Annotated in this window: 11 protein-coding genes; 7 read left to right on the top strand and 4 right to left on the bottom strand. The window is 65.3% G+C overall.

Features of this window, described 5'->3' with window-relative positions:
* Window positions 1–185: 185 nt before the first annotated feature.
* Window positions 186–863: a restriction endonuclease gene (locus BLT40_RS14695; protein ID WP_176167817.1), complete on the top strand. Its 678-nt coding sequence runs from the start codon at window positions 186–188 to the stop codon at window positions 861–863.
* Window positions 864–909: 46 nt separating this feature from the next.
* Here the strand turns inward: BLT40_RS14695 and BLT40_RS20335 are convergent, their stop codons facing one another.
* Entirely contained in the window at window positions 910–6,345 is a 5,436-nt protein-coding gene (locus tag BLT40_RS20335) for an autotransporter-associated beta strand repeat-containing protein (protein WP_090354415.1), read from the bottom strand.
* A 559-nt stretch (window positions 6,346–6,904) separates the two neighbouring features.
* Between BLT40_RS20335 and bamE the strand changes: the two genes are divergently transcribed.
* Entirely contained in the window at window positions 6,905–7,270 is a 366-nt protein-coding gene (gene bamE / locus BLT40_RS14705; RefSeq protein ID WP_036116065.1) for an outer membrane protein assembly factor BamE, read from the top strand.
* A gap of 70 nt (window positions 7,271–7,340) precedes the next feature.
* On the opposite strand, the gene BLT40_RS14710 is transcribed toward bamE, so the two are convergent.
* The 3 genes from BLT40_RS14710 to BLT40_RS14720 form a co-directional block, all read right to left on the bottom strand.
* Window positions 7,341–7,808: a hypothetical protein gene (locus tag BLT40_RS14710; protein ID WP_043692204.1), complete on the bottom strand. Its 468-nt coding sequence runs from the start codon at window positions 7,806–7,808 to the stop codon at window positions 7,341–7,343.
* Window positions 7,809–7,875: 67 nt separating this feature from the next.
* The gene (yjjJ, locus tag BLT40_RS14715; RefSeq protein ID WP_255364025.1) at window positions 7,876–9,231 is read right to left on the bottom strand and encodes a type II toxin-antitoxin system HipA family toxin YjjJ; all 1,356 of its coding nucleotides are present in this window, start codon (window positions 9,229–9,231) and stop codon (window positions 7,876–7,878) included.
* 110 nt (window positions 9,232–9,341) lie between these two features.
* Window positions 9,342–10,265 carry a LysR substrate-binding domain-containing protein gene (locus BLT40_RS14720; RefSeq protein ID WP_090354424.1) on the bottom strand — a complete coding sequence of 308 codons (924 nt, stop codon included), beginning with the start codon at window positions 10,263–10,265 and terminating at the stop codon, window positions 9,342–9,344.
* Window positions 10,266–10,346: 81 nt separating this feature from the next.
* On the opposite strand from BLT40_RS14720, the gene BLT40_RS14725 reads away from it, so the two are divergent.
* From BLT40_RS14725 to BLT40_RS14745, 5 genes are all read left to right on the top strand, one after another.
* The gene (locus BLT40_RS14725; protein ID WP_090354427.1) at window positions 10,347–11,549 is read left to right on the top strand and encodes an MFS transporter; all 1,203 of its coding nucleotides are present in this window, start codon (window positions 10,347–10,349) and stop codon (window positions 11,547–11,549) included.
* A gap of 11 nt (window positions 11,550–11,560) precedes the next feature.
* The gene (locus BLT40_RS14730; protein WP_090354430.1) at window positions 11,561–12,322 is read left to right on the top strand and encodes a glucose 1-dehydrogenase; all 762 of its coding nucleotides are present in this window, start codon (window positions 11,561–11,563) and stop codon (window positions 12,320–12,322) included.
* A gap of 175 nt (window positions 12,323–12,497) precedes the next feature.
* Window positions 12,498–13,397, top strand: a complete 900-nt coding sequence (locus BLT40_RS14735) for a restriction endonuclease (RefSeq protein WP_090354433.1) — start codon at window positions 12,498–12,500, stop codon at window positions 13,395–13,397.
* A gap of 125 nt (window positions 13,398–13,522) precedes the next feature.
* Complete coding sequence (locus tag BLT40_RS14740) at window positions 13,523–13,879, top strand: ArsR/SmtB family transcription factor (RefSeq protein WP_043697230.1); 357 nt, start codon at window positions 13,523–13,525, stop codon at window positions 13,877–13,879.
* Complete coding sequence (locus BLT40_RS14745; RefSeq protein WP_176809189.1) at window positions 13,824–14,357, top strand: SRPBCC family protein; 534 nt, start codon at window positions 13,824–13,826, stop codon at window positions 14,355–14,357. The genes BLT40_RS14740 and BLT40_RS14745 overlap by 56 nt, the downstream gene beginning before the upstream one ends.
* Window positions 14,358–14,375: the final 18 nt, after the last annotated feature.

The raw sequence follows: 14,375 nt of genomic DNA on the forward strand, positions 1-14,375 counted from the left end.
GATTACCTACTTAGGCAATGCGATGTAGGCATTCGCCTACAGGAATCCACAGAATAACGCGCTATATTCCACAGCATCCAGCGACGTACCAAGGGGGCGCGACGCTCGATCAGGGGGAATACCATGGCAGTCCTGCACGGCGCCCATGGGCGCGACTTTCGGTCGATCATCGCGGATCGCTGGCGATGAGGTTCACCAAGCCTGTGCGTTTTCGGCATGACGACGCACTCACCCGTGTATCGCGGAGTGAGTTCGAGCGACTCGTCGCCACCTACTATCGGGAACGAGGCTACATCGTCGAGCATGCCGGCCCGGATCCCGCGGGTCACAGTGACGACGTCGGCATCGGCAGCAACCTCACGCTGACGCGTGGCGACGAAATCACCGTCGTTCAATGCAAGCACTGGGTCGCACAGCAGGTGCCGCACCATGACGTGCACCAGTTGATGGGCGTCATGCATGCCGCCGGGGCCACCCGCGCCATCGTGGTCACCTCGGGTGAATTCACCCGCCCCGCCATCGAGGCGGCGTCGCGGTTTCCGCACGTCGCGCTGATTGACGGGGTGGGCATACGCGCCATGCTCGGCAAGGTCTCCGAGCCGCCGCTCCCCGTACTGTCCGCCAACGACACCGCACCCTGGGCCGACGTGGACGACCGAACACCAGGTCGCGCGCCGGTCTTCGCCGCCGTGGGTGCTGTGATCGTGATGGCTCTGATGCTGTGCGTGATGTACGGCGTGTACATCCACGAGATCCAGCGGGCACAGATGCAGGCCATGCAGCAATCGGCAAGCCAGCCTCACGCCGGGACGGCGGAGCGCGTCGCACAGGCTCCCGCCCCGGTCGTACCCGACGTTCCGTAAGTCGCAACGGCCCGGGCGCACGCCGAAACGTGGCCCGGGCCTTTCATCAGAACACCCAGTTGAGTGCCAGGCGAGCCGACTGGTCCTTCGCCTCGCTGGCGAACTGGCCATTCCACGAGGCATCGATGGTGACCGTCGGCGTCGCGAGGAAACGGACACCGAAGACGCCCACGCCCGCATTCTTCCCGACCGGCGTGCCCATCACTTCGAACGCGTTGCCGCCTTCGAGGAAGCGCTGCTTGCTGTTGGTGTCGGTGTGGCCGGCCGCATGCTGCCAGCCCACGCTGCCAAAGATGCCGAAGCGGCCGTCTTCGCCGAAGTCCTTACGCCCGCGTACGCCGAGGGTGCCGTAGGTCAGGTCGCTCTTGTTGCCCATCACGTGCAACGCCGCGTCCGAACCGCGCTCGTCGGATGAGTTGGTGCGAAGCTGCTGCTGGGCGATGTTGACGAACGGCGCCAGCGCACCGCTGTCCCAACGGAACTCGTACGAGCCTTCGACGAAACCCTGCAGCGAGTGCGCCTTGGTGGTGCCGCTCAGGCGACCGGCCAGCGAATCCACGTCGACCGTGCGATGCGTGTCGATGTCGTAACGCGAATAGATTCCGCCGGCCTGAATCATCACGTCGCCGAAGTCGGCGCCGCCATAGATCGCCGCCGTCAGCGTATTGCCGCTGGCGGAATCGTCGCGCGCATCCGCGGAGATACGACCGCTGCCGAGCGCCACACCGATACGCGAGCGATCCGCGATGCCCTTGTCCGCACCGACGAAGAATCCGCTGCCGCTGGCATCCAGCTTCGACGCATTGCCGTCTTCGTCATGGTGGCCGCGATGGCCCCATGCCGACGCCCACGTCGCGAACGAGTCTTCCGTTTCATCGGCGAACTGAGTCAGCAGGTGCTGGTTGATCGCTTCGCGCTTGTAACGGTCGTCGTCCGCGATGGCACCCTGCAGGTTGGCGTGAATTTCACCCGACAATTGGTCGTAGGCACGACGTGCCGAAGCGGCGTCGAGCTTCACCACCGTGTCGAACACCGGCTGGTCTTCGCCGATCGATTCGATCGCCGCTGCCGTCGCCTTCTGATTGCGGGTAGCACCGATGTCGGCAAACAGGATGTCGTTGCGGGTCAGCGTGAGGTTCACCGCGTTGGCGGTGTAGGCCAGCTGGGGCGTCAGGAACGCGAGATTGCTCGACACATTGCTGAATGTGCCACTGACGCCGTTGGCGGCGGTCAGGATCGTGTAGGTGGCGGTCGGGCTCCACTTGCCTCCGGCACTCGCAAGGCTGACGACCGAGCCCCCTTGCAGCGTCGCCTTGCCGCCGACGCTGACCATGTCGCTATGCCCGGTATTGTCGAGGTCCAGCGAGTACTGCGTGCCGGCGGCGACGGTGAGGTCGCCCGCGGTGGCGAGCTTGCCGATGCCCGCACCGCCCGGCGACAGGATCGATCCGCTCTGCAACGTGACGTTGCCCGCGGTACCGTTACCGGTGAACGTCGTGCCGCTGGCGAAAGTGAGCGAGCCGCCGAGCGAGCCGTCGACCTGGAGGCTGCCCGAGCTCACCGTGGTCGAACCAGCGAATGCCGAGCTGTCACCGGTGAGCTGCAGATTGCCTGCGCCGAGCTTGCTGACGGTACCCGCGCCGCTGAGCACACCGCCGAAGCTCGTGTTGTCGGCGCGCTGGAAAACCAGCGCACCGTTGTTCACGACATTACCCGCCAGACTGCCGCTGGTCGCACCGTTACCGATCTGCAGCGTACCGGCGTCGATATTGACGGCGCCCAGCGAGACCGCGTTCGCAAGCAACAGCGTGCCCGTGCCGGTCTTGTGCACGATGTCGAGCGAGGTGTCGCTACCCGCCGCGGACGACACCGCGCCGGTCAGCGTCGCGATGCCCGCGCCGGTGTCGAGCGTGGTCTCGCCGCCGACGACCACCGAATTGGCCAGCGTCGTGCCGGGCGCGTACAGCGCGACGCGACTACCGCCATTGAGCACCAGCGTACCGGTGCCGATGGCGCCGTTCGCGGCGAGGTGCAGAGTGCCGTTGACCACGGTGTCGCCGGTGTAGCTGTTGGCATGATCGAGCAGCAACGTGCCCGGGCCCTGCACGGTGAGCGTACCCGCGCCAGTGATGCCGCCGTGCCAGTTGAAGACGTTGCCCGCATCGGCGACCGCCAGCGTGCCGCCCGTGCCGGAGGCGAGGGTCAGCGCCCGGTCGGTCGTGGTGAAGGACGTGCCGGTAATACCCAGCGTGCCGCCCTGAAGCGTCACACCATTGGCGGCATCGCCCAGGTTGTTATCGGCGGAGACGGCAAGCGTGCCACCCGAAACCACGGTGTTACCCGTATACGTATTGGCCGCGGTCAGCACGAGCGTACCCGCGTCGGCCTTCTCCAGGCCCTGGTTGCCCGTCAGCACGCTCGACACCGTCGCCGTGTACGGCGCACTGCTGGCCGTACCGTCGCCGACTCGGATGATCGGCGTCGTGCCATCGGTGGTCAGCAGCTGTACCGAGTCACCGGTCAGCGTGTAGCCGTCGGTAAGGAACTGCATGCCCGTCGCCTGGAGCTGGCCTGGCGTACCGTCGACCGTGACCGTGCCCGCGGCGCCACCGAAGATGGCAAAGCCCGGCTGCGGCGACATCTGACCGTTCGGCTGCGTGCCGGTGGCGTCGGTCCAGTTCGGCGCGGTGGTCGACCAGACGCCGGTGCCGCCGCCCATCTGCGTAGCGGAGGCGAGGCCGTTGGCGTTCCAGAAGCTCAGGTTCGAGGTCGAGTTATCGATCAGGTTCACCTGTCCGAAGCTGGTCAGATACTGCAGCGTCAGCGGGTGGCCCGCCGGCGTCGTGCCGAGCACCAGACCGCCGTTACTCGTGCTGAGCGTGCCACCGGTGCTGAAAAGATTGTAGACGCCGTTGGTCATGCCGCCGGCATCGACGACGTTGAGCGTGGCACCGTTGAGAGCGAGGTTGCCCGACACGACCACCTGGTCGCCCGAGCCCAGCCCACCAAACTCAGCCTGCAGCGTGCTGCCCTGCTCGAGGGTGAGATTGCCGTCGACCGTCAGCGTTCCTACGGAATTGCCCGGCGACAACGTACCGCCCGAGAGGACGTCGACGTTCGTCGCGATGGTGCCGTGGCCACCGAGCGTGCCACCGCCGTTGACCGTGACGCCGGCACCCGCGCCGTTCGTGCCGCCAAGCACCGCCGTGCTGTTCGCCGCGCTGCCGACGATCAGGCTGCCGGCGCTGACCGTGGTGTTCCCCGTGAAGCCGCTGCCGTCGCCATCGAACAACAGCTTGCCCGCGCCGTTCTTCACCAGCGCACCGGCGCCGCTGAGATCGCCCGTAAAGCTGACGTCATTGGAACGGTTGAACGACAGCGTGCCGTTGTCCACCACGTTGCCGGTAAGCGCACCGGTAGTCCCGCCACCACCGACGGCGAGTTCCGTCCCGGACTGGAGCGTGACATTGCCGGTCGACGTGAGCGTACCGGTGAGCACCGAGCGGCCGGCCGACGACAAGGCGAGGGACTGCACGTTGACCGTGCCGGTGATGTTGAGTGGCGTGGCGCCCGCGAGCGTCACGTTCTGCGCCGTGAGGTTGCCGAGCGTGGAGATGGCGTTATTGGTGCTCGCCAGAACGAAATTGCCGGTGGTGCTGCCCGTCAGGGTCCCGACCACTACGCCGCCCGCGGTCTGCGTGACACTGTCGCCGGCGAGCGTCAGCGTGCCCGTCGCCTGCAGATCGTCCTGCAGTGTGATGGCGGTGCCGGTCAGCGTGACATTGCCCGTGGCGCTGACCGGACCCACGGATAACGCGCTGTTCGAAGCAATGGCGATATTGCGACCCGTCGCGGTCAGCAGTCCGGCAAAGCGGTTGCCCGCGTTGGTCATCGTGATGTCATGACCGAGCGCGGTGAAGACACTGCTGCCACCGAGCGTGACCACGCCGCTGGCGGTGATCGTGCCACCGGCGGTGACGCTGAGGGCGTCGGTGCCGGCGGTCACGCCATTGAAGCCGATGTTCGAGCCGCTGGAAAACAGCGTGGCGCCGTCCAGCGTCACGCCACCGAGGTAGGTCTGCGCGCCGGTCGTCTGCACGGTGCCCGCGGTATGGGTACCGCCGGTGTGGCTCAGCGCCAGCGAGCCGGTAAGGTTGACGTTGTCCAGCGTCAGGCTGCCCACGCCCGTGCTACGGACGGTGCCCGTGCCGGTAAGGTCGCCACCGAGGTCGATCGAGCCGCCGTTGGTCGCGTTGAAGACGACGTCGGCCGTGCCGCCGTCGAGCGTGACGCCATTCAGTGAGACGGCGGCATCCGCGACGATCGAGGCGCTCGCGTTACTGGCAAGCTCGATGGCGCCTTGAATCACGGTACCCGCGTGCAGCCCCAGCACATTGCCGGCGCCGTTGAAGAGCACCGCCGATGCATGGCCGCCGCTGACCGCGCCACCCGCGAGGGTGCCGTAGTTCTCGACGTCGGCGCTGTCCTGGGTCACGATCGCGTTGCCCGCCGCACCGTTGCCGGTCGCCGCGCCACCGGCGATCGTGCCGTTGTTGGTGACGTGCAATCCCGAGGCCAGCGCACGGATACCGGCGCCGGACGCGCCGCTGCCGCCCGACGCCGAATTGCCCCCACCGGCGGCGCCGCCCACGCCGCCTGTGATCGTGGCTCCGTTGGCATTGGTGACCTTACCCGCCGTACCCGTGATGAGTACGCCGTCGCCACCACCGCCGCCACCGCCACCGACCGAGACGCCGGCCGTGCCGCCCGCGCCACCCGCGCCGCCGGCACCGCCTGTGATCGACTGCCCTGCGGACAGATTGAGAACGAAGCCGCTGGCGACGCCCGACACCAGGCCGGCCCCACCGCCACCGCCGCCGGCCCCACCGGCGATCAGATCCTGCCCGCCACCATGGCCGCCCGCGCCGCCCGTGATGGAGGTAGCGGAAACGTTGTAGCTCGTCGCCGTCGTATAGACACCCGCGCCACCACCGCCGCCGCCACCCGGGGCATGGCCCGTGCTGCCATCCCCGCCGCGTCCGCCGACGATCACCGTGCCCGGTGCGCCTACCGCACCGCCCGCGCCACCCGCGCCTGTCGCCCCCTCGGCGTCGTCCATGCCGGACGCGCCCGAGCCACCCGCGCCGTTGTTTGCGGATGCGCCGTCGATCACGCTCGCGTCGTAGGACGAATCGATATGCGTCGCCTGCCCGCCCGTCCCGTTACCCGCGCCGCCCGCGCCCGAGAGGACGCTTCCGGCCGCCGCGGAGTTGCCGGAGCCGCCAGGCGCCCCGGTCTGCGCGAAGACCACGGCAGACGATAAGCAAAGGCCGGCTGCCAGCAAGGCGCTGAACAGACGCGTCATCCGCGGCGGCGCGGCATTCGTGCCGTCCGCTGCGGCGCCCTCGCTCGACGCGAGTTCCGAAGCGACCTGGACAACGCGCAGGGCTCTGTTCCATACGAGACGGTAAGTACGATTCATTCGATGTTCCCCTGGAAATATCGTGGCTGGCCTGGGCAGCACAACCGATGATTGTCGATCTTTGGAAACAGACACATGCGTCCGCCATCCATGCGGTGGCCTCCCTGATGTGCCTGTCAGAAACTGTGACGTAGTTCGCGAAGTGCGCTCACACGGGCACGCGCCAGCGGTCCACGTGGGTCGCAAACAGATGCGCCTCGCACGGGGAAACGTCGCGATTCATGGATATGAGCTTTGGCGCGTGTGGAGCTTGCAGCCTGCGCCGCGCAACGGCGGCGGGGATCCCTGACCTTCAACAACTGACTGCTCCGTCCGGTGGCGCAAATGAGGTAGCCCATGGTTTTGGGCGGAAGAGAGGCTACCGGGAAGCGGTGCGGAATGTAAATAAGGAGTTGACGTCGTCGGTGTCGGAGAACCCGCATGCCGGGGCCGCGTCCGCGCAGCGGCATAGGACTAGTCTGAAAATGCGTAAAGACAGCCCCAAACGGTTTCTTGCCAACGCACAATGGGCGGTCGTCAGCTGACGATATCCCCACGCAAAACCATGAGAGGAACTCATATGAAGATCGCTGGAGCTTTCGCCGTCGCAGCCCTGACCGTCGCCGCCATGGCCGGATGCAGCGCACTCGACCACAAAACGGGCACCCAGATCAGCCAGGAGACCCTGAACTCCTTCACCAAAGGCAAGACCCGCCGAGAAGATGTCATCGCCGCCATCGGCCAGCCGCCAAAGAAGTCCGAGGTGATGGGCAAGGAAGTCTGGAACTATACGTTCACACGTATCGCCGCCATGCCGTTCCAGCCTAACGAGCACGAAGACGCCGTCTTCGAATTCGACAAGAAGGGCATTCTTCTCAATGCCTACAAGACGAGCGGAAGCGCGGGACAGAGCGGTAACGCGCTGCTGGATGCCGCGGGCATGTAAGTCGTTCGCTGTCCGGTGCGCCGCGGTTCGCCGGGCAGCGATCAAAGCCGGTCAAAGCTTCCTGCGGCGATCACTCGTGCCCGCGCGAAATCCTTGCACGATGAATCCCGTTGATTTCCGCTACCGCACGATTTCCTTCGTGTACGTGCATCAGAAGGATCTCACTGCTTTTCGTAAAGCGGTGACCGATCCGCACCCGATAGGACCTGGCGGCCCAGCTGAAAAAGCCCGTATGAAACGAGGCTTCGTCCAGGTCGCGCCACTTCACTCCACTGACGCCGCGGTTCCAGGGAAGGATGCCGCTGCGCACCCAGATGCCGTCGTCGTTGACGAAGAGGCGTACCTCTCTTGCCTCCATGACCGAGTACACGAACCAGGCCAACGCCAGCACCGCAAGGATCGACCGATACAGCACGGGGAGGAACCAGGCGATGACGAGCGCGGCAGCGAGGGTCACGACGGGACGAACATAGGCTACCCAGGACAGGCGGAACGCGGTGGCCGGGACACCGGTGTCGAAGCGTTCGATGTTGTCCATAACGAGGGTCCTGAGTGCGGGCAGGGAGAAACTTTAGCAGCAGGGCCTGCGCCGATCACTACGGATGTCAGGTATCGAAGCGCTCGCGCAGGCGGGCTATCGCTTCGATATTTGCCTTGGCGATATCGTGGAATCCCTCACTGATTTCCGCATGCTGACTAACACGCGTCCAATAGATCACAGCCCAGCGTGCAGCGCACAGCCAGTACGTCATATCCCCCGGACTCGGCACAGCGGGCTGGAAGACGCGGGGTGGTATGGCGCCATTTGAAGCAGGCCGATATAGCATAGGCAACATGTCGTAACTCGGTGTCACCACCATTGGCACCGTGTCATCGAGGAAGAACGAGAGGTTACCGAAGTGCATGTCGGTGTTGCCAATCAGCCGGCCGAACCACCAGCGCTGACGAACCTGCGCCAGCGATGCGTCGTCGATCCACCCAGCTTCATGCATGCGCCTGGCAGCAGTGGCCCAGTCGTCGCGGTTGCCGTCGTGCGCATCGCCCCACGCCGCCAGACTGACGCAGCCTCGCCGCCCGTAGGCGCCTATGCGATCGAAGCGGGTCGCTTCAAGGCAAAGGCGGCCTTGCGACCAGATCAATTCGGTAGGCGCACTGGCGTTGCCTTGCTCGGCCAGGAGCTGGCCAGCCAGGTGCTCGCAGATCAGGAGATCAGCCCAGCGCTGTGCCGTAGCACCGGCTTCCACCGGCTCGGTGAACTTGACAATGACGTGGCGGGTGGCACCTTCCGCGTCGATCACCGTGGCCGTGAACTTGGGCTGCCCGCCTGCCGCCGATGATCCGACGGCTTCACCGGCGATGGCTACATTAGCCATGTCACCGTAACGAGACCATCGAGTCTCCTCGGCAACGACGTCGAACTCACTTTGCAATGCACGCTCGAGCGCAGCCTCGCCCAGAATGAAATTTCCCGGACCATCCTCGCCGTGACGGAGTAACGCCGTCAGTACCGCGTCGTTGTCCCAGAGCAGCACATCGGCGGGCAGTCCCAATTCGCGCGACCAGCGCTGCGCGAACTGGCGGCCAATAAATCCTTGTGGCCGCTGGTCGTCGAGGAACCAGGGCACACCGGGAAACAGCCCATCGACGAACTCGTCGCGCAACCACACCGGAGTGGCCCCTGTCAGAAGACATTCGCCGCCGTGCAGCGCCGCAAGTAGGCCAAACTCGTGAGGTCGACCTTGCGCATCGACTCGGAAAAGCGGCCACTCGTAACCGAGACCCCGGACATCGCGCCGTGCTGCATAACGCGTACGCCTGGCTCGACCAAAACGCGTCACCTCCGCCCCACTGGTGTCGAGCAACCGGGAAATCGTCGGCTGGCTGACGCCGAGTGCCTCGCGCAGATCTCTCGCGCTAAGTGGCCCGCGCCGACGAAGCACGTTGATCAAGGTCTCGGTCATGGGCGCAGGCTTTGCCATCGCTGAATAGATACTTGAATAGATACTTTTTGTCAAAATCTCTATAAATCAATTAACTATATACTGCATGCGTCCATATGTTGAATAGATTCTCAGAGGCCTGATGGCTGAACCTGGGCGAGTATCGTCGTCGGCCTTTCCCCCACAAGCCATTCGACAAACCGGTTGACCGAGCCACCTTCGTCAGACTCCCGCCCGACGATCGCGACATACCCCGTCCGCACCACCCGGATATCCGCCAGCGGCGTCATCAGCCGTCCGTTGGCGACATCCATCTCCAGCATCGGCAAGGGCCCGATGCCGATACCCAGACCATCCTCGATGGCCTGGCGGGTCACAAAGAAATGATCGAAGCGCTGGCGCGGAAGTCCTGCGAGGTGATGTACACCGGCGGCCTCGAGCCAGTCACGCCAGTCGCCCGGTCGTGTCTCCGTGGCGAACAGCGTGTGGCCCTGGATATCGGACGGTTTCAGCACGGGTTGGCGGGCAAACAAGGCGGGACTCATGATCAGCGTATCGACGTCATCCAGCACGGGGAAGACGCGATGCTGAGGCAACAGGCGATCGCGCCCAGGCCCACGCCGAATCGTCACATCGACGCCGCCGCGCAGTTCCTCGAAGAGCGTCGATACCGTGGTGACAACGATTTCAGTGTCCGGATGCCCGGCGTGAAAGCGACCGAGCCGGGGGATCAGCCAGCGCATCGCGAAACTGGTCGGCGCGCTGACGCGCACGATGCGCCGCGCGCCTGGCTGTCCGCACGCCGCGGCCGCCACCACCAGGCGATCGAACGACAGGCCGATCTCGGCGGCAAACAGCCTCGCGGCCGGCGTCGCCACCATGCGGCGACCGTCCTTGACGAAGAGCTTCTGGCCCAGCCACGTTTCCAGCACCGCGATCTGCCGGCTGACGGCACCGTGAGTCACACCGAGTTCCGCCGCCGCGTCGGCGTAACTGTCCGTCTGGGCGGCGACTTCGAAGACCCTCAGAGCATGGAGAGGTGGCAGGTTGCGCATGGCTATCCGTGATTTATGCTCACGCATAAGGTGAGTCATGGTTGTCTTGTTGATTATTCCTCGCTTATCTAGCATAGCCGCATGGCAGCCTCGACCGACCTCCCCGTCACCTTCGACGGCGAACGCACGCCCCAAGCGCCCCGTTCGCGCAACCTGCTGGCCGCGTGCTTTACCCACGCACTGCATGACGGCTATACCGACGGCCTCTATGCCTTTCTTCCCGTGTGGCAGGCGCAGTTCGGTCTGTCCTATGCGGCGCTGGCCCTGGTGCGCGCGCTCTATTACGGCACCATGGGCGGCTTGCAGATTCCCGCCGATCGCGCCCTGCGTGGCGTATCGGCCCGATCCGCACTGATACTTGCGACCGTCATCGCGGCCATGGGATTTCTGATCATGGCGCTGCCGCTCGGCTTCGCGGGACTCTGCGTCGGCCTCGTCGTGGCGGGCGTGGGTTCGAGCATCCAGCATCCACGCGGTTCGATGCTCGTCACCGACAGCTACGGCGACGCATCGCGACGACCGCTGGGGATGTACAACTTTTCCGGCGACCTCGGTAAGGCCATCGTGCCGGCGCTTGTCGCGGTGACGTTGTCCGTGCTCGCCTGGCGCCCCGTGCTGGGATTGATGGCGCTGCTTGGCATCGTTGTTGCGCTGGGACTGAGGTCCTGGGCGCCGAAGACTCCCGTGATCGCACGTGCCAAGGTAAAGACGCAACGTGGTCACGGCCGTGGCGGCTTCGGCATCCTGACGACCATCGGTGCGCTGGATACGGCGACCCGCATGGGCTATCTGCTGTTCCTTCCGTTTCTGATTCATGCCAAGGGCGGCAACTCCCCGACCGTGGGCGTTGCGCTTGCTCTGCTCTTTATCGGTGGCGCGCTGGGCAAGGCGACCTGCGGATGGCTGGGTGAGCGACTGGGTGTGGTCGGGAGCGTCATCGTGACCGAGGTCGCCACCGCCGCGCTGATGGCCGCGACGCTGCTCACACCGCTGACACCGACGATCATCGTGCTGCCATTGCTCGGTGTCGTGCTCAATGGCACATCATCGGTGCTTTACGGGACGGTGCCGGAGCTCTCCGACGGTGACACCGGTCGCGCGTTCGCGGTCTTTTACACGAGCGTGGTCGTTTCGGGCGGCGCCGCGCCCATCCTGTACGGCGCCATTGCCGATCACAGCAATCAGACGACCGGCATCCTCGCCTCGGCCGCGACCGCCGCCCTGATTGCGCCGCTGGTGATGTTGCTGAAACCTCATCTGCGCGCCACCGCTTCCACGACATAAAGGTTTCGACCATGACTGACGATTCGCAGGCACCGCTCATCCTGATCACCGGCGGCAGCCGGGGCATCGGCGCGGCCACGGCACGACTGGCCGCCGCCCAGGGCTACGATGTGGCGATCACCTTCGTCTCCGACGAGTCCGCGGCACTCGCCGTCGTTAGCGATGTCGAAGCGGCCGGACGTCGCGCGCTGGCCGTCCGCGCGGACAGCGCCGATCCCGGGCAGATCGACGGGCTCTTCGCCGCGATCGACCGCGAATTCGGTCGCATCGACGTGCTGGTTAACAATGCAGGCGTTCTCGCGCAGCAATCCCGTCTGGAGGACCTGAGCTTCGAGCGGATGCAGCGCATTTTCGCGGTCAACGCGATCGGCCCGATTCTCTGCGCGCAACACGCCATACGACGGATGTCGCATCGCCACGGCGGCCGGGGCGGTTCCGTCATCAACGTGTCGTCCGCATCCGCACGACTGGGCAGCCCGAACGAGTATGTCGACTACGCGGCGTCCAAGGGTGCGCTCGAGACCTTCACCACTGGCTTCGCCAGGGAAGTCGCCGCCGAGGGCATCCGTGTCAACTGCGTGCGCCCCGGACACATTTACACGGACATGCACGCCAGCGGTGGCGAGCCGGGACGAGTGGACCGCGTCAAGGAATCCATACCCATGAAGCGCGGCGGTCAGCCCGACGAGGTGGCACGGGCGATCCTGTGGCTTGCAGGTGCCGAGGCCTCATTCGTCACCGGCACCTTTCTGGACGTGACCGGGGGCAAGTGAGTCCCGGCCCGCGACACCATGTCCCGGCGTACCGGGCCGAATCGGCATACATGATCATCGCCCACCGCGTCGCCGCCTGAGTACCATCGACCCGGAACGCCCGGACCGTGCGCGAAACCTTCGACACCCGGACGTCAGGGGAAGACATGGAGTTGAACACATCAGGCGCCGGCCCATGAGCCGCCGCTGGAAACCCGTCCGCTCGCGCTGGACCGACCCGCTCACCCAGGTGCCCTGGGATGACTTCGAGCGACGCGTCGCCGAGTATTACCGTGGGCAGGGCTACCGGGTGGATCATTCCGGCACGGGCGTCGGTCACGCCATGGCCGATGGCGGTATCGACCTCAAGCTGTACCGCGATGGCGAATACATCGTCGTGCAGTGCAAGCACTGGAACACGGGACAGGTGCCGCATAACGCGGTGCATGAACTGATCGGCGTGATGCACACGGAGGGCGCACAGCGCGCCATCCTGATCTCCTCCGGCGAGTTCACCGATCACGCCATGCGGTCAGCGGCGAAGTTCATGCCGATCCAGCTGATCGGCGGTGCGGAGATACGAAGCATGCTCGGGCCGATCCCCGAGGTGGACATGCCGCCGCTGGATGACAGGCCGAGCTGGGTGGCGGCAAGTCGTACACGACCGCGGGTATCCGCGTCGACGTCCGGCACGCCGATCATCGCGGTTCTCGCCGTCGTCGCGGTCCTGCTTATCAGCTACCTGTCCATCCCGCGCGTCCTGGACAACATGGGTAAGTCCATCATCCAGTCCACCTCACAAGGTGTCGCCAATGCACGCGCCAACGCCGCCGCGCCGACACGTCATTTTGCGACTCGACCCAGCGACTACTACTCGTCCAGACTCGCCACGCCACCGGCGGTGTCGCACCAAAGCTACGCGACCATGACCCGGCCGACCGCCGCACCCCGTCCGCCGATCACGAGACCCGACGGCACGCCGGTGTCCACCGGGTCGACGCCGACTTCCGACGCCGACATCGCGACCTGGCAAGCCGAGAACGCAAAAGCGATGAAGATCCTGGAGAAGACGACTCCCGAACTCGGCACCCAGTGACCTGAAAGCGAATCGGAGCGACCACCAAACGGCGGCGCCGGCAAAGTTCTGAGACGCCATGCCGCCGTTGTGACCAGGGCCCCGAGGTATTGCAAACCCACCGACCGGGGCATACAGTGAACCACATGGTTCACTATCAAGCCCGCCTCGACGCCACCTTCGCCGCCCTCTCCGACGTCACCCGACGCGGCGTGCTGGAGCAGCTTGGCCGTTCGGACGCCTCGGTCAGCGACCTCGCCCAACGTTTCCACATGACCCTTACCGGCATGGGCAAGCACGTCAGCATTCTGGAAGACGCGGGGCTCGTGACCACGGAGAAGGTCGGGCGCGTGCGCACCTGCAGGCTGGGGATACGTCAGCTGGAAGAAGAAGCCGCCTGGATCGAGCGGCACCGCGAACTCTGGAGCGCGCGCTTCGACGCGCTGGATGAAATCGTCGACCACCTTAAACGCGAGGAGAAAGCCAATGGCAAGCGAAGGTAGTTCAGCCGCAATCAAGCGCACCGCCGTGGAACGCAAAGGCGACCGCGAGCTCGTTGTGACGCGCACGTTCGATGCGCCGGTGCACCTCGTGTTCGAGGCGTGGCGCAACCCCGAGCTGTTCAAACGCTGGTGGATTCCGAAATCCGCCGGCATGTCGCTGGTCTCGGGCGACATGGACATCCGCACCGGCGGCACGTATCGCCTTGTGTTCAAACATCCGGCCTTCGATCAGCCGATGGCGTTCTTCGGTACCTACAAGGAAGTGACTGAGAACACGCGGCTCGTATGGACGAACGAAGAAAGCGACCAGGGCGCGCTGACCACCGTGACGTTCGAAGAAAAGGACGGCAAGACGCTGGTCACCCTGCACGAACTGTATCCGACGGAAGCGGCGCGCGACGAGGCGATCGCTGGCTCGGCGGAAGGCTTGCCGGAACAGTTTGCGCAGCTGGACGAGTTGCTCGCAGCGAGAGCGTGATCCGCCAGAGCATGCGTT

It is taken from the genome of Dyella sp. 333MFSha (assembly GCF_900102405.1).
GTDB lineage: Bacteria > Pseudomonadota > Gammaproteobacteria > Xanthomonadales > Rhodanobacteraceae > Luteibacter > Luteibacter mycovicinus.